We start from the raw sequence: 21,212 nt of genomic DNA, 5'->3' as shown, positions 1-21,212 counted from the left end.
AAATGATATATAAAAAACGGCAGATTAGGATTTTATTCTCACATCCTAGTCTACCGTTTTTTATTTGATTTAGTCTGTCTAAAACTTATTTTTGCAGGGTGCCGGGAAAATGTACATTAGTGCTTTTTTGGATTCATTACAGGTCTGCACAAGCCGGACTGGAAATGACGAATGCAGTGGGAGTACAGCTCCATAGCGGCTATACACGCCTCGCACTTATCTGGCCGGGATGTTGCGCGTACCCTCCGTCATCGGGGAGGAGCAAAGCGGACACACCGGTGGCGTGCCTGCACTAGCCGTAGTTGTGCGGCGTCCACCTACTGTGTCGCGCCGCATCCACGCCTTGCAGGCGGCGTCCGTGCATTTCCACACAGGCACATCGACGCGTGGCTCTGTCTGTGACCTAGCCGCCGCCGAAGCCGTACGTGCTGTAGGGGTTGCTGGGGCTAGTCCCGGCCTGCTGCTCACACGGGTTGCCGTGTCAGACATTGGCGAACCACCGCCAGCCCGGCTGCCATACCCCGAAGTACCCTTCGGTTGGCCGAAGCTACTGCGGCGCGTTTCTGGCTTGGAGACTTCAGGGGTGACCCCATAGGCTTCCAGCAGAAAACGCGACACGGCAGCAGGCTTGCCGTGATTGGAGGCGGGGGAGGTGATGTACAGCAGCTCCTTCGCCCGGGTGACGGCCACGTAAGCGAGGCGGCGCTCTTCCTCCAGCGCAGCATCGTTATCCACAGCCGTTGCGGGGGCGGCGCCTGCCCGACGATCCTCTGGCAGCTCGCTGTGTAGAGCCGAGCTATGCGGAAGGATGCCTTCACTTGCTCCGATCCAATATACGCAAGGGAACTCCAGTCCCTTGGCACGGTGGATCGTCATGAGCCGAACAGCATCGCTGTCTTCCTCTCTGCGCAGAGATTCCATCTGGCGGTGGCGCTCTGAAAGCTCGTCCGCAAAGTTGACGAATGCCTCTACCGTGTCAAAGCGCTTGGCTGCCGTTTCAAGCTCCTCCAGACTTTCTTGCATCGTTTCCTTATAATGTGTCCATGCGCCCGTATCTCCGCTTTCCAAATATTTATCATAAAAGACGCGCCGCATTTCTTGAATGGCATAGGCAGGTTTCATTGTAGTGAGACTGCGAATCAACCGAATGCGTTCTTTCACTTGTTCACGCTGAAAATCACGCAGTCGATCCCAGCGACTGAGGTGGATTAACGGGTATTTTTTAGCCTGCTGCTTCTCTTCACGCATAATCCATTCCATTCCGGCCTCACGGGAGACATACAGCGGTCCAAGGGTGCTTGGAATGGATTCCATTCGCCGGGGATTCAGCGACAGACGCAAGTGGTCCATTAAGGGACGAATCAGAGATTGATCGTAAAATACGGCTCCCGCTCCGTACTGAATAAATGGGACATCCCGCATAATCAATTGCTCAAAAATAGATCGGCTTCCGCTGGCTGTCCGGTGCAAAATAGCGATATCCCGGTAGCGAAGTCGACCTTCTTCTACCTGCCCGAGCAGATGAGTAACAATATGTCCCGCCTCTTCCTCAGGTCCAGATGGGGTGGCAAACTGTGGCGGCAAGCCCTCACGCCCGGCAGCCGCAAGACGTTTGGAACGTCGATGAACATTTTTAGCGACGATGTTGGAACCCAGCCCCAAAATGCGCGCATCACTGCGATAATTAATATCAAGGGTGATGACCTTTGCATCTTTATAGACCTTGTCAAACTCCAGAATGGATTCCTGGCGGGCTCCATTAAAGGTATAGATCGTCTGGTCATCATCTCCGACGACCATCAGATTGCGATGCCTCGCAGCCAATCGTTGCACCATTTCGTATTGCAGGGCATTCGTATCCTGGAATTCATCGACCATGATATAGGAAAAACGCCGTTGAAGCGGCTGAAGCACATCCGGGTCACGCAGGAGAACGGAGGCACGCAGCAGAATATCGTCAAAATCCATCTTATTGCGTTCCTGTTTCCACGCTTCATAGGCGAGCATGGCACGCTTGGCATCCGCTTCCTCGCGCATGGTTTCCGGCAGCTCGTCTGCGCTACGGCCTTCCGCTTTCCAGGCGGAGAGTGCGGACAGCAGGCTTTCCGGCTGGAAAGCCTCACTCAGTCCAAGCTGGCGTAGCATCATTTTCATAACGGTATGCTGGGCCTGCGTTTCACCGAACACTTCGTCTTGTACGCCGCGATGACGCAGCATCGCCAAAGCGAATGAGTGGAAGGTACGCGCCTGTACTGCGCGTGCAGCGGCGGGTCGCACACCGGGTAATCCCGCGATGCGCAGCTTCATTTCGGCAGCTGCTTTGCTGGTGAAGGTCACCAGCAGGATGGACGATGCAGGGACATCCCGCATCGCCATAAGGTAGCCTGCACGGGCTGCCAGCACCGTGGTTTTGCCGCAGCCAGCCCCTGCCAGGGTCAGAAGCGGGCCTTTACCGTGGCGTACGGCCTGAATTTGCGGGCGGTTCAGATGAATGCCCGCGTTCTCTATAGCACGGAAAAAAGTCGCGTCTTGGTCGGTGTCGGGCACCAGCGTTATACTGGTATCCATAGAAGCTCGACGTGCCTGAGGGATCGTCGTTGAATAAGGAACCCCGATGGGTCGGGGGTAAAATGCAGGATTTGGGTTCATGATCCTGAAACCCCTTTCGTTCTTAAAATCTTCCATTTTCACAAATGGGGGTAGTTTTTGGTATGATAGAGTTCTAGTCAGCTTTAGTTGATGATAAGAACAAGGCGAATGGACTAAAAATGATGCTGAATTCATGCGGATCTAGAGCAGGAGCGTCAGAACGTTAATAGGCTGACGCCAATGCCTATAGCCTCAAACAGGCGATAGGACCGCATTCCATTATACAGGAGTTCGAGGCTTGCCAACAGAAAAAAACTTTGGGATATACGGACGGTACAGTGAAATCCGGCTGGATATGGGGAGGAAATGAAGATGAAGCTGATTCAACGTATAAAGGAAGGCGCTAATCGCGCAACAGAAAAGGCGCAGCATGCTGTCGAGATTAGTAAGATTAATTCGCAAATTACAACGATTCAGCAGGAAATGGATGTTCATTTCTTACGAATGGGTCAAATCTTTTACGAAGGCTACCGGGCATCCGATATGTCAGTGGCTGAAACCGAGATGACACAGTTGTCTACTGCTTGTGATGAGCTTCAGGATGAAATTGATGAGCTGCGCAGTAGAATTGCAGAATTGAAAAACGCCCATTTATGTACCTGTGGTGCAGTTGTGCCGCTGGATGCGAACTTTTGTCCCAAATGCGGACGCAAGCTGAATGAAAGGCAGACAGCCTCCAAGCAAGTAGCGGCTGTGCGGGAGGAAGTGCCGGCAGACGCCTATTCTTTTGATCTGCGCAAGTCAGAGGCAGTGAAGGATGCTGCGCCTGCTTACATGGAGTATGCAGAAGATGAAGTCATCGATCGGCATGAACAGGATGAGCAGCATGAAACGCATGATTCAACGGGATTAGATCGCAATTACACGGTATCTGATTTTACTCCAGAAGAAAAAGCAGCGTTCGATGAAGAGTGGGAGCGCCGTCGTCAGGAGGAATTGGAGAAAGAACACCGTCGTCTTGAAGAACTGGAACGTGAGCGCGAGCGTCAGGAGGAGCTGGACGAGCGCATTCGATATTGGAAGGCCAATAATTCCTTGGGTGAGAAGCCAACAATGACGTCTACACAAATACGTGAAAATGTAAAATGCCAAATCTGCACAGCGGAACTACCTAAAGGCTCCAAATGGTGCCCGCGCTGTGGAGCTGAACAGATTTGACGCAGCCGAACAGGCTACCGCAGGGCACAGACATAACGCCGGGCAGCATAGGGGGAACAGAACATATGGAGCGTTTGCTGCAACATCTGCGGAATCTGGGTTTTACGGAGATGGAAGCCAAAGTGATGGTCGAGCTTTCGAGACAAAATGCGGCTTCCGGCTATGAAGTGGCTAAGCGTCTAGGGGCATCGCGTTCCAACGTGTACGCAGCTTTGCAGCGTTTGGCCGGGCAGGGATATCTCAGAGCGAGTGCGGGAGAGCCTGTACGCTACAGCATGCTGCCGCCGGGTGAGCTGACCCGAATGATCGAAGGGCAGATGCGGGAGTCCCTGCTGGCGGTGGAGAAGGAGATGCCACAAACAGAACCAGCCAAGCCGACCTTCTACAACGTGGAAGGTGACCGGAAGGTGCTGGAAAGCCTGACACGCGAGCTGGAACGGGCAGAGCATGAGATTGTGCTGAATTTGTGGCGCGAGGAAGCCGAACTGCTGCGGGAAGCGTTGAAAAAAGCCGAGAGTCGGGGTGTGCGTCTGCTATGGTCCTGCGACAACGGAGAAAGTATGTTGGGACCGTGGCTACCGCGTGCGTCTGGTACAGACGGACAGGAACCGTCAGGGCGTAAGTTTTCCTTTGTTATTGATCGGCGTTGGTGCATGCTGGGTATGCGGGGAGAGAATTGTCCGACACAGGCGCTTATTACCGAGCATCCGGTGATGACAGGTTTGCTGCTTGATCATTTTGCCCAGGATCTTATTCTGTATGAGCTGGAGCATGATATGGGCAGCGAGCTGTCGACCCGATATGGCTGGCGATATGAAGGCATTATCGGCAAATATATGTCAGCTGGAGAATAGTATAAGGATTACTGGGAGGGAAGTTCCATCAGGGCCCGGCATACAGATGTAATATAGCCCGCTTGATGAGGCACGAATTGATCCGGTGTAATCAGGCGGCGAGTTTTTTCCGGGTTCGGCCCCGACGTAATACCTTGGGCTTCGATAAATGGAATATGGCCTTCAAACAGGGCTAGTGCTTGGTCAAGGTCTGCTTCGTACAGTCCGGCTACTTCTTCCTGCTGGAGACAATAGGCTTCCAGGGGCTGGTTGGACAGCAGTCCAAACACCGAGCTGACCTCCCGATCCCAAAAAGAGGTGCCCTGTGCGGTACCTTTACTTTCATACCGAACGGTCATCAGTGGTGTTAAGGAGGTAAAGGGAACATAAATGCCTAGTTCTTCCTCCAGCTCGCGAGCCGCCTGGGACATATCTTCGCCTGAAGTCAAATGCCCGGCGGCTGTAATATCGTAGCATCCGGGAAAGGTGTCCTTTGTATCCTGACGCTGTTGGAATAGCAAGCGGCGGCCTGTCGAGGTGTCTCGTGCCAGCCAGCAGTGAAAGGTATGATGCCAGTAGCCCTTGGCATGTGCTTCCTGTCGGGAGGCTGTGCCGAGGGGGGTGTCTTCATCGTCGTAGATATCCAGAAGCTCGCTAGTCATCGTGATTCCTCCTATCATATGCAGAAAATCAAAGTCTACTTTACAGTATAACGTGTTTTCCGTTCTGACGATATGATGGACGATGTGGAATGCGGAGTAGCTTTTGGGGTATGCTGGGAACATGGGGATTTGCGCCATAACATAGCTTTATGATTGAAAGGAGCGATTTTACATGGAATGTATTGTACATTTCCGAGTTATGCATCCAGAGGAGCCCAAGGAACTGCGTGGGCTGATTATGCTGGAAAGCGGAGGCAAGCCGGGGATTGATCAAATAACAGATATGTTCAAGAATATGGGCTATGATGTGCGTCCAGACAATCCGGAGGAATTGATTTTTAAACCCGTCGATGCCAGAGCGAACTATACATATATCCGGGTAATTGAGCTGGATACAGGTGAGGAAGTTTATCAGGAAGACAGGGATTTGCGCGCGATTTTGGAAACCTTGCTGAATAAGCATTAAAAATTAGGAAAACTCACTGTTGGAATGAGATAAAGCGATCCTGTCGCCATTCATAGGAACGGAGAACAAATAATGAGATTGTATATTATCCGACATGCAGACCCCGATTATCCTAACAACACCATCACGCCAGAGGGTCATTTGGAAGCCAAGGCATTGGCCAAACGGCTGTCCAGTCACGGACTGGACCGTATTTACGTCTCTCCTTTGGGACGGGCCTTGGATACGATGCGGTACACCGCCGACTCTCTCGGTATGACTTATGAAGTGGAGGACTGGACGCAGGAGCTGGCTCTAAAACTGGAGGATACTCCATACGGTCGTCTTTCCCATTGGGATTTGCCTGGTGAAGTGATTCGTTCCGGGTCGCCTCTGCCGACCCATGATTCTTGGAAGGAAATTTCCTATTATCAGGGGACGCAAAGTCCTGAAACCTTCGAGCGACTGAAAGTTCATTCTGATGAATTTTTGAAGCGGCAAGGCTTTGAGCGGGTGGAGGGCAGGTACCGAATTCTGAAGCACACGGAAGACAGGGTAGCTGTATTTTGTCATGGCGGCTTCGGGCTAACCTGGCTTGCACATCTGTTGGAACTACCGTTGGCTTTGGTCTGGTCCGGTTTTTGGATGCCGCCTAGCTCCGTAACTACCATCTTGTTTGATGAACGCTCCAAGGAATGGGCAGTTCCCCGTTGCATTGGCTTCGGTGATGTCTCCCATCTGTACGCAGAAGGTTTGCCAGTCAGACCTCGGGGTATTATCACCAACTTCAATTAATGATTTTTAGAGCCATGCTAAAAACGGCTTAAGACGATACACTGTCTTAAGCCGTTTGTTTTATTCATAGGAATGTAGTTCGAGTCAGCGTGCTTCAACGAATCCCTCTAGCTTGGAAGTGCAATGTGCACAGCGGGTAGCAGCTATAGGGATTTCGGACAGGCAATGTGGGCACTCCTTGATTGTTTTTTCCTGAGGAGGTTTTTCTTCCTCTTTGCGCTTCAGCATGTTAATCCCTTTGACCAGCATGAACACACAGAAGGCCACGATGAGGAAATCTAGCAGGACATTAATAAACTGACCATAGGCAAGGACCGCAATCCCTGCTTCTTTGGCTTGTGCCAAAGTCTTGCGTGTACCGTCAGCATTTAGAGGGTCGGCAGCTTGTAAAGCTACATATAAGTCTGGAAAATTCATACCGCCCAGAAGTTTACCAATCGGAGGCATAATAATATCGTTTACCACAGAAGTGACAATCTTGCCAAACGCTCCACCAATGATAACGCCGACCGCGAGGTCAATCACGTTACCCCGTACAGCGAATTCTTTAAATTCTTTAATAAAACCTTTTCCGCTCATGTGAGTGCACACCTTCTTTGCATAAAATCATTTATCTATAATACATGCTATGTCAATTGAGGGCAATTCCAAATTGATGTATTGCACTTTGTCACAAAATCACATGTTCATTTGTCTTCTGTATGTAAACCAATAATGGAGGCGATGTATCGTGAGTTTAAGATTTAACCACAGAGCAGTGAGTCCTAGTACATTCAAGGCAATGATGGAGATGGAAAAGTATATTTCCGGTCGTTTTACAGACAAAGTATTGTACGAACTGCTGAAAATTAGAGTATCCCAAATCAATGGCTGTTCCTATTGTCTTGATATGCATGCAAAGGATTTGCTAAAACTAGGGGATTATGCCGATCACATCTTGCAGCTTGCTTTATGGCGGGAGGTTCCTTTGTTCACAGAAAAAGAACGTGCTATGCTTGAATTAGCTGAAGCGGTCACTCATATTTCAGAGCAAGGGGTACCCACAGACTTGTATAATCGAGTCAGAGAACATTTTACAGAGGAAGAGTATGTAGATTTGATTACCGCAATTAATGTGATCAACAGTTGGAACCGGATTGCCATAGCGACCGGGATGTATCCAGGCAGTCTTTAATGAACAGGGGGCTACACTTTGACTGGCAAAGAACAAGGGATTGAACAAGAATCGGTGGATGTAAGTCTGGAGGAGCTGTATCAGAAATATCGCAAATATTCTTTTGCCATTGCTTATCGCATGCTTGGAACGGTTACGGATGCCGAGGATGTCGTTCAAGACTGTTTTGTTGAGCTGGAGAATAAGCCCCTGAATGATATACAGAATCCCAAAGCCTATGTAGCCAAAATGACGATGAATCGGTGTCTGAATCTACTGAATTCTGCGCGTAAGCAAAGAGAGACATATGTAGGAGAATGGTTGCCGGAGCCGCTGGGTGAGAGTGCAGATCTCCCTGCCGATTGGCTGGAACGTAAAGATATGATTTCTTACGCATTTCTGGTTCTGCTGGAGCAGCTAAAACCGATAGAGCGAGCTGTTTTTGTGCTGAGAGAAGCTTTTCAATATGATTATAAAGAAATTGCAGAATTACTGGGCAAGACCGAGAGCAACTGTCGGCAGTTGTTCAGTCGTTCCCGTCGTATTCTATCTTCCGGAGAATCTGCTCCTGAAGCTCCAACCAGTCCTAATATAAATAACTCTTCCCGGGTAAAACTGCTGGAGCGTTTTACAACCGCTTTTCTCGCCTACGATGTGACTGCTATGCTGGAACTACTGGCTGAACAACCTATATTCGTGTCAGATGGTGGAGGTAATGTGCATACAGTGATGAGGCCGATGGTTGTACGCAAAGGCGTTCTCGCCCTGTTGACCTCTCGTCGGGTATTAACCGTTTTACGAGAAAGAGATGTGGTCCACACCGTCATTAATGGTGAGGTTCAGCTGGCATTTCTGAAAGACGGTGAAGTGAGAGAAACCTTATGCCTCATACTGACAGCGGACGGGGAGCATATTCAGAATTTTTATTTAATGGTTAATCCAGATAAGCTGGGACACATCCATATATGACAGAAGAAGCTAGCGTAAAAAAATGAACTGCCCAAACATAAAAAACCTTGATTCCTTGCTTAGGATCAAGGTTTTTTGCTGTTTTCATAACTGCCGAGCTTGATGAAGAGCCAGATCGCCTATCCAGGGAAGCTTGAGCCACTTTCCTTGTCCCGCACGAATTAACAAGATAATCCACAAGGCAAGGCTTGCCAGCGTTAGCAGGGAAGCGAGGAAAGGACCGAGTAGTGGAATGAATCCGACCAGCACATGTCCGATCATGAGGGCTACAAAAAGAAGTATGGATTGCAGTGCGTGAAATAATACGAATCGGCTTTTCTTTTCCAGCATGACAAAGGCCAGCGCGCCAATAAAGGCGAACAAATAGCACAGGACAGCTGCTATATTTTCATCCAATCCTGTGGAAGACTTATAGACTGACATGTCAGGCATATCCTCCTTTATAAAAGATTCAAGCTAAGTCTCCGTACTATACAAGCTATGAGGATAGGATTGAAGGATATGCCCGATCTCGGTAAAAAAGTTGACTCTACACAAAACATACTAACTCATTGAACCACTTCCACCTTACGAATTGCCTGATAGTCTTTCCCGAGAATCCGTTTCGGTTCCCGCCAAACGTTTTAGAAACGTATTTCTCCAGTTTACGGACAATTCTTCCACTTCGAGAATTTGTTTAATACCCTCGATATGATCCTTCTCTTGATGCATAATTCGATTGGCAAATGAAACCGTAATTGCTTTCGGATGGCGATGAAGGAGGGATAGTCCGTCGGCTTTAGAGGCAACTCCCTCTTCCAGAACGCGGAAGTAGAATCCCGTGTAGCCTGTTTGCTGTACCTTCAATGGCATGTCCGGTACGCTGTACTTGATGGACAACTTGTAGCAAGGCTGTCTCGGCTGGCTAACTTGAACGATAGCTTTGCCAAGCTTAAAGACGTCTCCAATGCAAACGTCGGATTCTAGCAAACCCTTTATCGTTAAATTTTCCCCGAACGCGCCGTAATCGAGCGGCCTCCGCAATTCATTTTCCCAGAACGGATAGTGCTCGTAGGGATAGACGCATACAGCTTTCTCTTTACCCCCGTGATGAACTAGATCGCCCTGCCCATCCCCTTCGAAGTTTAGATAAGATAAATACAAATATTCATCTGTGGCCGACTTGAATATCCCCGTAGAAACGTCCTTCTGATTAAACTGGATCTGCTTGGGCATGCCGACATTAAGTGAAAGGATTTTAATAGATGCCATTCGGATCACCCCTACTCTTTTTACATTTCGGTAATTCCTTCTTTTGACTCTGTTCGTCCCCGTTTCCATTTTACACTCCTCTATGCGCTATTTGCGAATTTTTGATTAGTCTCCGTTAATGGGATAGAGTCCTTTTTGGGCAACTCATCGTTCCGGGAGCGATGTTCTCGTTCGAACATACCCGATCTCGTTAAAAATATGAATTAGAGAATGTGTATAAAAATACGAAAAAGGCTGAACGAAAAGAATTCGTTCAGCCTTTTAAACGGTTATGCACATGTTTTGCACATGTTGTATACACTTTATCCACCGCATATTAATGTTTATCCACAGAAGTAACATGATTTATACACAAATTGTGCACAATCTGTAGATAATATTACGATAATTCATACTTTGCACACAGTTTGTCCACAAACTATCAACATATTGGGTGTAATTGTGGATATGCTTCCGTAATTATCGGTCACCAGTTTTCAAATGGCGGCGTGGGTGTGTGATTTTACCCATTTTATTCTTGTCATCCTCTTTGGGGATAAGTCGTTCATCGGTACGTCCTTCGTGATGGTTATCAAAGGCATATTCGGTCATTTTCCACTCGGAAGTACCCAAAACAACATCAGCTGGAAAGTGCTGGCCTCTGTGCAAATGTTGCTCATGTCCATCCTCATCCACATAAATACCATCCACTTCTACCTTTTCACCCGTTAGTGGGAGTAAATCCTTTCCTTTGTGTTCCATTGGTATCCCCTCCGTCTGGCTTATTCTTCGTTAATTTGTCCAGACAGAGGTTCTTTTATCCACAAGCTGCAGTAAAATATCCTCGGCAATTTGGTCTGCGGGATGAGGTTTGCGAAGTAACTCAATCGCCTGCTTCATTTCCTTAGCAAGAGAGGGGGTGGAGATCAGATCCAGACAATGTTGAATCAGTTCCTCTGTTGTGCGAGCAATGCGGGCAGCTCCTTTTTGCTGCAGATACAGAGCATTATTTAGCTCCTGCCCGGGTACGGGTTTGAACACCAGGATAGGTAAACCCGATGCGATGCTTTCCGAGAGTGTGATACCACCGGGCTTTGTAATCACCAGATTGCTTGCTCGCATAAGTGCCGGGACGTAGTCCACGAATCCGTAGGTGTAGATGTCGGGGTGGTCCGCATACAGCGCATCCAATTCTGCTTTTAGCTGCTGGTTGCGTCCGCAGACGATCAGCAGTCGTAGCTGCGGAAGTCGGCTTAAATGACGACAGATATCCAGTATGCCGGATAACACACCATATGCACCTGCCATAATGAGCAACGTGGTCGTCTCAGTTTGTAACGGTGGGATTACCTGTTGCTGATCAGGGACTTCGTTGACAGATAGGTTATAAAAAGAAGCGTGAATCGGAATCCCGGTCGCGGCAATACGTTCGATAGGTATTCCTCGCTGTGCGGCTTCCTGCTGAAGATCCTCAGTGGCTACATAGTAGCGATCAATATCGGGATGCAGCCAGCGCCCATGCAGGTCAAAGTCTGTAACCACGTTGACAATAGGCAAATTCATTCCCATTTTGCGGCGTAACGCCGGGAGAGCGAGCTGCGGGAACGTATGGATTACGAGATCCGGCAACTCTTTTTTCAGTGTGAGAGCAAGTTGACGCATTCCGAATGAATGCAACACATGGCCAAAGGCCGATTTAGCTTGCATACCGCGCGTGATGTTATAGACCCAGCCGTAAAGCTGTGGAATGGTTTTGAAGCTTTGCATATATACAAATTTGGTCAGCCCATTCAACCAGGGATGTGATTCAGCCATCAGGTCGAGTAGTTGTACCTCGCAGTGTCCGAGTCTTCGCAGACTATCCATGATTGCCCGGGCGGCCTGCACATGGCCTTCCCCGTAGCTGGCGTATAATATTAGAATTTTCGGTGCTGAGACTTCCATGATTGTTTAGCCCCCTATATTCAATAAGCACATGTAGCTCATTTTAGGAACGTTCCAAGTTGAGGGAGGATACGGCTGGCAAAACGAAACGCTCTAGCAGTGTTCGTGGGTTTTTCCAACGGCTCACCTTGCTGTCTGCTGTAAATACCACGACTGCATTCGCTTCCGGTATCAGATAAATTTGCTGTCCTCCATGTCCGTGTGCACACGCATAATCAATGCCGTGGAGTCGTCCAGTCCACCATTGGAATCCGTAATCTCCGAATTCCGGATAGCCTTCAATCTGTCGCTGCGTCGCCTCATGCAGCCAATCGGCTGGAATCAATTCTCTGCCATTCCAGATGCCTTGATGAAGGCAGCAATCGCCGAATTTAGCCATGTCTCGCGACGTCAGATACAGTCCGATGTGGCCCATGGTGTAGCCCTCTGGATCTTGTGCCCAACCACTTCTCCCGAACCCTAACGGTTCGAATAAATGCTGGAGAGCATACGTATAGGCGTCAATCCCACAGCAACGAGTGAGCAGAACGGACAACAGATGTGAATCCACACTGCGATATTGGAATACGCCGATTTGATCCTCCTGTACAGGTAAGCGTAGGGCAAAGGACGGCCAGCTTTTGCTGCGATGAAAACGGTGGATAAAGGCTTCGCCGAGCTTTTTGCCCGTCTGCCAATACAAGCCTGACGTCATAGTCAACAGATGACGAATTGTAATCCGTTCTAGCAGTGTTTCCTTCCGCTTGGGTAAATACTCAGGCAACAACTTATGCACAGCGGTCTCTGGTCCGGGCATATCCCCACGTGCCATAGCAATGCCGACGAGCGTGGAAGTGAAGCTTTTGGTTGCGGAACGCAAATCGTTCAGGGAGCTTGCTTCATGACCGTTGTAATAGCGTTCCCAGATCAGCTTGCCGTGGCGAAGCAGCAGAAAGCTATGCATTTTCGGAAATTTGGCTCGGATTTCGTGGTCTGCCTGATCAAGTAGGGAGGCATCGATGTCTTCCTCTTCACAAGTTCCGAGGTTCAGCGCAGATAGACGGGCAACAGGTGCAGTGAACAGTGGAGCATAACGGCTCATCCTTTTCCCCCCTTGTTATGTTTATTTATTTTACCCCAAACACATACGCTCCAAAAGCCGATAAATAAGGTATACCTCTATGCAGCAGCTAATTGAGAACTCCAAATGATATGAAGCGTAAAAGATAGGTAAAATCAATGTAAATTTACTGGAAAGCTGAAAGCTGTATCTGAATATGGTATAATGGGGTAGTGATTCAGCCAAAAGAAAATCGGTTAATAATAGTGTCAGGTACATGCCTCGCATAAGGCATTCCCGACCTAAGCTGCACTAGACATACTACTTCACTGCATAAGGACATCAATACTTTTCGGCATTCTCTTCAACGGAGCACTTATTTTCAACGTTTTGGGAGGGAGTTACATGGCAACGAAAGGTCATAATGAAGTTAAGGAAAGTCTGCGGGAAATGACTCGAATTTTCCGGCCTAAGGATCCCAAAAAATTTGTAAAGGAATATGTGCGAAAATACCGGATAACAGGAGGGTATGAGGAAGAGTTGACCATGGTGGTGGAAAACGAACTCGGCCGCATAAATTCTTCAGTATCTTAAGGGTTCGCTTACGAACAACTAGAAACACGACTTTTATAAACCGTCTATCCACAGAGGAGACGGTTTTTTTGTGTCCGTCCTGCATACAATGGGATAGGTTTAGTGAATTTGTATGCTCAAAGGAGGCGGATTCCAATAGAAATAGCGATACGAACACCGGAGGAAATCGGCTACATGAGGGAGGCCGGACGTATTTTGGCAGATTGCCATCGTACGCTGGAAAGTCGTATTCTTCCGGGAATCACAACGCTTGAAATCGATGCTTGGGTGGAGCAATTTCTAAGCAAGCGTGGAGCTACGCCTGAACAAAAGGGCTACAAAGGGTTCCCTTATGCTACCTGCGCTTCGGTCAATGAGGTGGTATGTCACGGCTTTCCCTCGGAGCGGGTGCTTCATGACGGGGATATTGTGACCATCGACATTGTGGTCAACAAGGACGGGTGGCTGGCTGACCGGGGATGGACCTACGCAGTGGGTAACATCAGCCGGCCAGTAGCAAAGCTGTTGCGGCAGACCCATAAGGCGCTAATGCGAGGCATCGACGTTGCCCGCCCCGGCAGGACATTAGGGGATATCGGGCATGCGGTGGGAAAAGCGGCAGGCTGGCGGCGGTACGGTAACGTCAAATCTCTGATTGGGCATGGGATCGGCCGCCAAATGCATGAACCGCCGGACGTTCTCCACTACGGTCGTGCCAGAACAGGATTGCCACTGCGCGAAGGGATGGTGATTACCATTGAGCCGGTATTTACCCTCGGACCCGAAGGCGCGGTGCTCTGGGGGGATGATGGTTGGACCATCAGCACAGCAGACGGCAGTTGGGGCGCTCAATATGAGCACACCATTGCGATTACAAAGAACGGTCCTTATATTTTGACCTCGTAAAAGAGTATTGTGCCATAGGGAGTCCAATGTGCGGGTCGTGTGCATAAGACTCTCTTGGTAAGTTTTTTAGGATGGCATATCCACTTCACCAAACAATGAGCTTCTTGTTATAGATCATAGATCGAGATTCGGATCGTCGGTATAATAGGAGGCATAATATTGGAAACTAGGAGTGGAACCCACATGATGATCAGGGAAGCGATGATATCAGATGCCGAAGACATCGCCAAGGTGCACGTAGACTGCTGGAGAACGACATACAAAGATATCATGCCTGCCGAGGTTCTGGAACGTCTTTCCTATGAGCAAAGAATAGAATTATGGAATGCGAATCTATCTACTGAAGACGGTCACCTCGTATATGTGGCTGAAAATGAAAAAGGGGAAATTATCGGATTTGTGAGTGGAGGTCCGGAAAAGTCAGGGGAATATCCCCCGTATGGGGGAGAGATCACGGCTATTTATGTTTTGAGTGAATACCATAGTTTAGGGCTCGGTAAGAGACTTTTTCTACGCTTGCTTCAACATTTTAATAGTATGGATATTCACTCTGTTATGGTGTGGGTGCTGGCAGATAATCCAGCGTGTACTTTTTATGAAAGACTGGGGGCCAAGCCTATAGTAGAACAGCATATTATAAATATGGGTGGCAAAAACCTGAACATGGTGGCTTACGGCTGGCTGCTATTCCGATAGAATACGTTTTTGTCCTTCCAAGGCGCGAATAGGAGCGATATTTTGCGTGAATTCCAGCGTTCCCAGATAGCGTCCTTCGTTATCCCGAACGGCAAAATAACGGATGTAGACAAATTTGTCCTTGATTGGAATCCAAAAATCCTCAACATCCTTGCGGCCGGCCTTAAAATCCTCCAGCAGTTTCTCAACGACATGCACGCTTTGCGGCGGATGGCAATTTTGCACGGTACGACCAATGACGGCCTTTGTGCGGGCAAAGATCCGTTCTTTACCGTGAGAGAAATAGCGAACAACATCATTTTCATCGATAAAGGTCAGGTCCACAGGCAGATGATTCAACAGCAGTTCCAATTGTTGTACAGATACAATCCCTGTCTCAAATCGCACGAACCCTTGCGGAGTGCCAGAAGTGTCTTCTTTTTGCTCAAGGGCTTCTACAGGCTCCTCTGCCCGTTCAGGTATCCATTCACGCTCAGGAGCGGTCAGGCAGAAACCGATTTCCTCGCTTTCCCGGGCTATTTTTAGCCATTCATCCTCGGTCAGCTTACTGAGTGCCATCGGCAGCAAAATATTTTCTTCCTTGAATACCATTTCATTCACTTCGCTCATGATATGGGCAAGCGCCTTCCCGATCTGCTCACGATCTCCGTTATATTCGATGAGCAACTTCTTCGCATCCTTGATTGCGGCACGAATGCCGTCGTCCACTCCCCACATTACTTTGGTTGGACCAAAGATTCCATAACGTTCTAGATAAGGAAAGACCAGATTTTCTTTGCGGCTATAGTGTTTGTCTACATCCATCAGCAGACTTAAATCCTCAAGCAGCTTGTAAATAACCTTGGGACTGTCTTCTTTTTGAAATTGCTCTGCATGCAATGCCAGCTTAAAGTTGACTAGCCGTTCGATCTCACGATTTTCCAGCTTAAAGGTGTGAACAGGATGTCCCGGTTGTTCCTCAGGTCCTGCAGGACGGTGAATATCCTCAATAGAGCCCTTGAATATCGACGTATGAACGGAACAGAGGCGTTGGACTTCCGACACCGGAATTCCTTCCTCAGTCATTAAGGCATGCTCCATCGCTGAAATTTCTGCCACACTTACTCCACCAACAGCCTCTGCAAAACGCGCTTTGACTTCCTCCACGCTTTTCCCAGCATGTAGTTCTTTAATAATTTCCTTCAGTATTCGCTGACGCTCCGTTAATTCCTGTGCTGTATGTTCACGGTTGTTAATTAGCTCGCTCATGATCGTTAACCCCTTTATTTTTGAATGGTAAAACCATGTTGCATAAACGTCTGCTGCACAGTTTCCATACCTATTTTCTTCAATGCAATTCCCTTGGACAGTGTCATAAAACGTCCTGCGGTTTGGAGCATACCGGGCTTGGCAATATCGTGAAAACCTAGTTCTACCATAATGTCCTTCACTTCAGGATGACGATTAACAAGGTTAAATATGGACTCATCCCAATGCAGTATTTTATCCATTTGTTCATCCCCTCGATTGAGAACGTTTTTCATTTACAGAGTAGCATAGGTCCAAACGAGCTATTGTGATTGTACGCACAATATTGTTCAGGTGGTTGACAACTGTAAATCTTGGTTTATATACTGTGTATAAGGATATATACAGTAATAACACTGAATACTGTCGTAACACCTTCGAAATGAAGAGCGAACGAGGTCGTTATTCACAGGCAGTGCAGAAGGGATCAGGATAAGAAAATGACGATCATGAAGCAAGCATGGATGATTACCCGTCAGGATTTTCGCAAGAATCCATATGCAGCACTATGGACGTTGCTGTTTATTGCGTATTTGGGATTTACCATGAGTTTTGCAGTAAGTGTGCAATGGGGTGAGCATGCAGCCTTGAGTCCAGTAGCTGATTTCATCATGCTGACGTTGATTCCGTTTTTGGGGTTCATTTATAACCGTCGAGCGTTCAAATATTTGCAGGAAGATTCTTATACGCACATGCTAGCCTTTTTCCGCACCTTGCCTATACCGATGAAAGCGGTAATTATGAGTCGAATTCAACAGGCGGTGTTGGCGTTTGTTGCGAATAGTGTGATATTTTTTGCTCTTTTGTTTACGTTGTCAGGTACGCTTCGGGTATATGCCAGCACAGGTTTCTTTGTATCGTTTGCTCTGACCTGGATAGGCTACGGAATGCTCATTCAAGCCATTTATATTCACTTGGAATTTTTGAAAAGAGGAAAAGAGTACTTCTGGCTATCTATTGTGATCATGCTAATGTGCGGGATGGTTACGATTATAGCTCGAGTATGTGGGGCCAATCTGGTATCGATAACGGCTTCTTACAGTAAGGAATGGTTGCTGTTGTCCCCGGTGATGTGGGGAGCATTGTTAGCAGGAGTTCTGGCTATGTCAGTGTCCTATCGGGTGACACAGCGTAAACTCATGAAACGGAACTTAACTTAGTAGTATGTGTACAAAAATAACAAAAAAGGGGGGGGAAAGCAGGTGAATATTCCAGTGCAAATTGATGAGAATAGCGCGGAACCGCTGTATGCGCAGATTGAAAAGCAGCTTCGTTCACTCATTGTAACCGGACAAGTTGCAGCGGGAACGCTGCTTCCCTCCATTCGTGAGTTTGCGGGGACGCTTCGTTGTAGTGTAATCACCGTCCGGCGGGTCTATCAGGATTTGGAGAACGAAGGCTTGCTACGTACCCGGCAGGGAACGGGCACCTTTGTCGCTCTGGTCGAGGATGATATGCGCTCAGGTTACCGCCTTAAAGCGGTGACCGAGGCATTGGAAACGGCGATTGCCACAGGCATCGCTGTACAGATGACAGAGCAGGAATTATTGGAGCTTTTTGCAGAAATGGTGAAAAGAAGGTATGAAGTCCAGGTGAAGGAGTGACAGCTGTGAACAATCATGTGGAAGTTCCTACGCAAATACAGAGGAAAGCACCAATTATTGAGATGAGCCAGGTCTATAAAACCCGGGGTAACCGGAATATTGGGCCGATTAATTTAACGGTTGAACCAGGATATGTGGTCGCTTTGGCTGGACATAACGGATCAGGGAAAAGCACATTGATTCATTTGCTGACTCAGCTTGTTCATCCGGATTCCGGTGAGATTCGTTGGTTCGGTCAAGCATACCCCGACGGCATGCCGGCAGATACACGACAATGGGTTGGGTATATACCGGAGCAGCCGGTTCGTGAGGAGGATCGATTAACGGCAGAAGCAGCAGCGGCTTTTCGAGCATTGTGGTATCCCGGCTGGGATGAAACACGTTTTCAGCGTTTAATGGACCGCTTTCAGGTTCCATCACATACGAAATTATCGCGTATGTCCAAGGGACAGCGTCGGAAATTTGAATTGGCTGCTGCCTTGGCGCCACACCCTCGTGTGTTGCTGCTGGATGAGCCTTCATCAGGTTTAGATCCTTTTGCCTGGAAAATCATGCTAGATGAACTGCGGGATTGTATGAAGAACGGCAAAACGACGATCATTATTGCTACCCATATCATGGACGAGATCAAGCGTTTGGCGGATTATATTGTCTTGATGCACGATGGCAGGCTGCTTGGCAAACTGGAAAAAGACCATCTGCTCGAAAATGGCAAGGAAATGTGGTTTGAAGGTACACCAGAGGAGGCATCGGAGCTTCCGGGAGTTGTAGAGACGGAGAGTGATGGGAATTTACAGCGAATTATAACGCTGGCAGCCGGGGAGGCCAGTGCTATATTGGAACAAGCGGGGATTCGCCCCATCCGTGTGCGGCGTCTGGAACTGGATGATATTTTAGTATATTGGTCTGCAGGACAAATATCTGCGAATGCAGAGACATTTATGGAGAAGGAAGGGGTAAAACAATCATGAGTATGCTGCAATTGGAAAAGGTCGTGAAGCAATATGGGAACCATACGGCGGTAAATGGAATATCGCTGAATGTGAACGGCGGCGAGATTTACGGACTGCTGGGAGGCAATGGAGCAGGCAAAACGACAACGATGCGCATGGTGCTCGGTCTGATTTACCCTGACGGGGGAAGCATCCAATATGAGGGCAAGCCCTACAGCAAGGAGCTTCAGCGGACAATGGGCTATTTGCCCGAAGAGCGTGGGTTGTACCCCAAGGTGAAGGTGAGCGAGCAAATTAACTATTTGGGCAGGCTGCGCGGAATGTCGGCCAAGGAGGCAGACAAAAGTCTACGCTACTGGTTGGAACGCTTTGGAGTGCCGGAATATTATGACAAGCGGATTGAGGAGCTATCCAAGGGAAATCAGCAAAAAATGGGTTTTATTGCCGCGGTTGTGCATCGCCCAACGCTGCTCATTTTGGATGAGGCCTTCAGTGGACTAGACCCGGTGAACGTCGAATTGCTTAAGGATACGGTGAAGGAATTACGGGATGATGGGGCTGCGATTTTATTCTCAACCCACCGTATGGAGCATGTGGAGGAACTGTGCCGACATATTACGATTTTGCATCGCTCAAATACTGTGGTGCAAGGAAGTGTGCAAGAGATTAAAGGCCGCTATCCACGTGAAAAAGTTCGTCTCATCACTACGGGGGAAGTGAGCGGGCTGGAACAGCTGCCAGGCGTACGCAGCATAGAGAATATGGATCGTGGCTGGATGCTGCATATTGAGCAGCCGGATGCGGCGAAGTTAATTTTGCAAACAGCGTTGGGGCAAACGGATGTGGAGCATTTTGAGATCAAGGAACCTACGCTCAACGAAATTTTCATAAGAGAGGTGGGGGATTCCCATGAATAGACTAGGTACGGTGATCGGTTTTACGTTTCGTCAGAAGGCGAGGACCAAATCTTTTATCATTACGACACTGGTACTGGCTTTGCTTATTACGGTTGGCATGAATCTGCCATATTTGATTTCTTTGTTTAAAGGAGAAGGGGCCGGAGGTTCCGGTACAACGGCAGCTGAGCATCAACGCTTGGGGCTGATTGCCGGGAACCAGACAGAAGTGGCGAATCAGCTGGAGCAGTTTACCAAGGAGCAGTCCAACCCGGCAGCCATCTGGGTACGTTATGACAGCGTACAAGCGCCAGCAATGCAGCAAGCCTTGAAAAATGGGAAGCTGCAAGGTTATGTGCAGTTCACGGAGCCAGCCGCCAAGGAAGACACATTTCCCAAAGTGGAGTACGTCTCTGTAGAAAAAGAGCCATCTCCGGCTGTAATCACATTGGTGCAAACGGGACTTCAGGAAGCAAAGGTCAAGGCTATTATGGGCAATAAATCGTTGACCAGTGATCAAATTCGTGAAATCAGTACACCTGTAATAGTAGATAGCAGAGAAGTAGACAGTCCATCTGAACCAGGGGGAGCTGTAGGGACAGAGGAAAAAGAAACCTCCATGATTAACTATGGTTTGGTCTATGTATTGATGATATTATTCTTCACCTCTTCCATGATGACGGGGAATATGATTGCTGCAGAAGTAACATCGGAAAAAAGCTCACGGATCATGGAGATTCTCATCACAAGTGTTTCGCCGTTGACCCAAATGTTTGGGAAAATTATCGGCATCTTCCTGGTTGGTCTGCTGCAAATTGCTGTTTTTGCAGCCGTTGTGTGTGCCAATCTTATGCTGCCACATAATAATGTGATCCTTAGCTCTGCCGGGCTGGATCTGTCGCAACTGAATATCGCGGTGCTAGGATATGGTCTCATATTTTACATCCTTGGCTACTTTCTATATGCAGTACTGTTCGCTGCGGTGGGCTCCATTGTTAGCCGTACCGAGGAGTTGGGGCAGGCCATTATGCCAATTACCGTGCTGTCACTGGCAGCCTTCTATATCGGTATCTTCAATATCGCCGCACCTGATACGATTTTCGTTAAGGTGGCTGGGTACATTCCATTCTTTTCTCCTACCGTTATGCTGTTGCGGATTGGTCTGGAGCGGGCGAGCTTCCTGGAAATCTGGCTGTCACTTGCCATTCTGGTTGTTTCCATTTTGTTGTTCGGTTGGTTGGCCGCCAAGATCTATCGTACGGGTGTCTTAATGTACGGGAAACGACCTTCATTCAAAGAGCTAAGAAAAGCGATGAAAGCTTATAAGATTTAAATTTTTGGCAATACATGTGTGTGTGGTGTCATAATTAATGAGAATGTTTTCAGAATTAATGAGATTTTTTTCATAATTAGTAAGAAA

General features: G+C 48.2%; 24 protein-coding genes. 14 read left to right on the top strand and 10 right to left on the bottom strand.

What is annotated here, in order from left to right; translation table 11 throughout:
- Nucleotides 1-216 precede the first annotated feature (216 nt).
- Nucleotides 217-2,649, bottom strand: a complete 2,433-nt coding sequence (locus OIU26_RS21970) for a UvrD-helicase domain-containing protein (RefSeq protein WP_264218019.1) — start codon at nt 2,647-2,649, stop codon at nt 217-219.
- Nucleotides 2,650-2,961: 312 nt separating this feature from the next.
- Here OIU26_RS21970 and OIU26_RS21965 point away from each other — a divergent pair, with 312 nt between their 5' ends.
- Entirely contained in the window at nt 2,962-3,807 is an 846-nt protein-coding gene (locus OIU26_RS21965) for a zinc ribbon domain-containing protein (protein WP_264218018.1), read from the top strand.
- Between the two features lie 65 nt (nt 3,808-3,872).
- The gene (locus tag OIU26_RS21960; protein WP_264218079.1) at nt 3,873-4,661 is read left to right on the top strand and encodes a TrmB family transcriptional regulator; all 789 of its coding nucleotides are present in this window, start codon (nt 3,873-3,875) and stop codon (nt 4,659-4,661) included.
- Between the two features lie 8 nt (nt 4,662-4,669).
- Here OIU26_RS21960 and OIU26_RS21955 read toward each other — a convergent pair whose 3' ends face one another.
- Nucleotides 4,670-5,302 (bottom strand): NUDIX hydrolase, encoded by a 633-nt coding sequence (locus tag OIU26_RS21955; RefSeq protein WP_025677106.1) that lies wholly within the window; start codon nt 5,300-5,302, stop codon nt 4,670-4,672.
- Between the two features lie 172 nt (nt 5,303-5,474).
- Here OIU26_RS21955 and OIU26_RS21950 point away from each other — a divergent pair, with 172 nt between their 5' ends.
- Together OIU26_RS21950 and OIU26_RS21945 are read left to right on the top strand one after the other, a co-directional pair.
- Nucleotides 5,475-5,768 (top strand): hypothetical protein, encoded by a 294-nt coding sequence (locus OIU26_RS21950; RefSeq protein WP_013308601.1) that lies wholly within the window; start codon nt 5,475-5,477, stop codon nt 5,766-5,768.
- A gap of 72 nt (nt 5,769-5,840) precedes the next feature.
- Entirely contained in the window at nt 5,841-6,542 is a 702-nt protein-coding gene (locus OIU26_RS21945) for a histidine phosphatase family protein (protein ID WP_264218017.1), read from the top strand.
- Between the two features lie 84 nt (nt 6,543-6,626).
- On the opposite strand, the gene mscL is transcribed toward OIU26_RS21945, so the two are convergent.
- Nucleotides 6,627-7,121: a large conductance mechanosensitive channel protein MscL gene (gene mscL / locus OIU26_RS21940; protein ID WP_013369231.1), complete on the bottom strand. Its 495-nt coding sequence runs from the start codon at nt 7,119-7,121 to the stop codon at nt 6,627-6,629.
- A 151-nt stretch (nt 7,122-7,272) separates the two neighbouring features.
- Between mscL and OIU26_RS21935 the strand changes: the two genes are divergently transcribed.
- A complete protein-coding gene (locus OIU26_RS21935; RefSeq protein ID WP_016819535.1) occupies nt 7,273-7,716 on the top strand; it encodes a carboxymuconolactone decarboxylase family protein in 444 nt (147 codons plus the stop codon).
- An 18-nt stretch (nt 7,717-7,734) separates the two neighbouring features.
- On the top strand, nt 7,735-8,664 hold the full coding sequence (locus OIU26_RS21930; RefSeq protein ID WP_264218016.1) for a sigma-70 family RNA polymerase sigma factor: 930 nt from the start codon (nt 7,735-7,737) through the stop codon (nt 8,662-8,664).
- 84 nt (nt 8,665-8,748) lie between these two features.
- On the opposite strand, the gene OIU26_RS21925 is transcribed toward OIU26_RS21930, so the two are convergent.
- From OIU26_RS21925 to OIU26_RS21905, 5 genes are all read right to left on the bottom strand, one after another.
- Nucleotides 8,749-9,087, bottom strand: a complete 339-nt coding sequence (locus OIU26_RS21925) for a DUF4870 domain-containing protein (RefSeq protein ID WP_040102217.1) — start codon at nt 9,085-9,087, stop codon at nt 8,749-8,751.
- Between the two features lie 144 nt (nt 9,088-9,231).
- A complete protein-coding gene (locus OIU26_RS21920; RefSeq protein ID WP_264218015.1) occupies nt 9,232-9,915 on the bottom strand; it encodes an MOSC domain-containing protein in 684 nt (227 codons plus the stop codon).
- Between the two features lie 459 nt (nt 9,916-10,374).
- Nucleotides 10,375-10,656, bottom strand: coding sequence for a hypothetical protein (locus OIU26_RS21915; RefSeq protein ID WP_019686045.1), 282 nt, complete (start codon nt 10,654-10,656; stop codon nt 10,375-10,377).
- 30 nt (nt 10,657-10,686) lie between these two features.
- Complete coding sequence (locus OIU26_RS21910) at nt 10,687-11,838, bottom strand: MGDG synthase family glycosyltransferase (protein WP_264218014.1); 1,152 nt, start codon at nt 11,836-11,838, stop codon at nt 10,687-10,689.
- Nucleotides 11,839-11,881: 43 nt separating this feature from the next.
- Nucleotides 11,882-12,919: a serine hydrolase domain-containing protein gene (locus OIU26_RS21905; protein ID WP_264218013.1), complete on the bottom strand. Its 1,038-nt coding sequence runs from the start codon at nt 12,917-12,919 to the stop codon at nt 11,882-11,884.
- 363 nt (nt 12,920-13,282) lie between these two features.
- On the opposite strand from OIU26_RS21905, the gene OIU26_RS21900 reads away from it, so the two are divergent.
- From OIU26_RS21900 to OIU26_RS21890, 3 genes are all read left to right on the top strand, one after another.
- Nucleotides 13,283-13,471 (top strand): hypothetical protein, encoded by a 189-nt coding sequence (locus tag OIU26_RS21900; protein ID WP_007428354.1) that lies wholly within the window; start codon nt 13,283-13,285, stop codon nt 13,469-13,471.
- A gap of 102 nt (nt 13,472-13,573) precedes the next feature.
- Nucleotides 13,574-14,356, top strand: coding sequence for a type I methionyl aminopeptidase (gene map, locus OIU26_RS21895; RefSeq protein WP_013369239.1), 783 nt, complete (start codon nt 13,574-13,576; stop codon nt 14,354-14,356).
- Between the two features lie 183 nt (nt 14,357-14,539).
- Nucleotides 14,540-15,052 (top strand): GNAT family N-acetyltransferase, encoded by a 513-nt coding sequence (locus OIU26_RS21890; RefSeq protein ID WP_264218078.1) that lies wholly within the window; start codon nt 14,540-14,542, stop codon nt 15,050-15,052.
- Here OIU26_RS21890 and OIU26_RS21885 read toward each other — a convergent pair.
- A complete protein-coding gene (locus OIU26_RS21885; protein ID WP_264218012.1) occupies nt 15,041-16,300 on the bottom strand; it encodes a DUF438 domain-containing protein in 1,260 nt (419 codons plus the stop codon). The two genes, OIU26_RS21890 and OIU26_RS21885, sit on opposite strands and share 12 nt — an antisense overlap.
- Nucleotides 16,301-16,314: 14 nt before the next feature.
- The gene (locus tag OIU26_RS21880) at nt 16,315-16,542 is read right to left on the bottom strand and encodes a DUF1858 domain-containing protein (protein ID WP_025675801.1); all 228 of its coding nucleotides are present in this window, start codon (nt 16,540-16,542) and stop codon (nt 16,315-16,317) included.
- A 237-nt stretch (nt 16,543-16,779) separates the two neighbouring features.
- On the opposite strand from OIU26_RS21880, the gene OIU26_RS21875 reads away from it, so the two are divergent.
- Genes OIU26_RS21875 through OIU26_RS21855 form a run of 5 tightly spaced genes read left to right on the top strand, consistent with a single transcriptional unit; the run spans nt 16,780 to nt 21,125 of the window.
- Nucleotides 16,780-17,499 carry a hypothetical protein gene (locus tag OIU26_RS21875; RefSeq protein WP_025675800.1) on the top strand — a complete coding sequence of 240 codons (720 nt, stop codon included), beginning with the start codon at nt 16,780-16,782 and terminating at the stop codon, nt 17,497-17,499.
- Nucleotides 17,500-17,541: 42 nt separating this feature from the next.
- A complete protein-coding gene (locus tag OIU26_RS21870; RefSeq protein WP_264218011.1) occupies nt 17,542-17,943 on the top strand; it encodes a GntR family transcriptional regulator in 402 nt (133 codons plus the stop codon).
- Between the two features lie 5 nt (nt 17,944-17,948).
- A complete protein-coding gene (locus tag OIU26_RS21865; RefSeq protein ID WP_013369245.1) occupies nt 17,949-18,914 on the top strand; it encodes an ABC transporter ATP-binding protein in 966 nt (321 codons plus the stop codon).
- Nucleotides 18,911-19,813, top strand: a complete 903-nt coding sequence (locus tag OIU26_RS21860) for an ABC transporter ATP-binding protein (RefSeq protein ID WP_025675799.1) — start codon at nt 18,911-18,913, stop codon at nt 19,811-19,813. The genes OIU26_RS21865 and OIU26_RS21860 overlap by 4 nt, the downstream gene beginning before the upstream one ends.
- Nucleotides 19,806-21,125 carry an ABC transporter permease gene (locus OIU26_RS21855; RefSeq protein ID WP_264218010.1) on the top strand — a complete coding sequence of 440 codons (1,320 nt, stop codon included), beginning with the start codon at nt 19,806-19,808 and terminating at the stop codon, nt 21,123-21,125. Before OIU26_RS21860 ends, OIU26_RS21855 begins: the two co-directional genes overlap by 8 nt.
- The last annotated feature ends 87 nt before the right edge of the window (nt 21,126-21,212 follow it).

It is taken from the genome of Paenibacillus sp. BT-177, assembly GCF_025846815.2.
Taxonomy (GTDB): Bacteria; Bacillota; Bacilli; order Paenibacillales; family Paenibacillaceae; genus Paenibacillus; species Paenibacillus polymyxa_C.
Note: the sequence above shows the minus strand (reverse complement) of the source record. Positions and strands in the feature narration are given on the sequence as shown.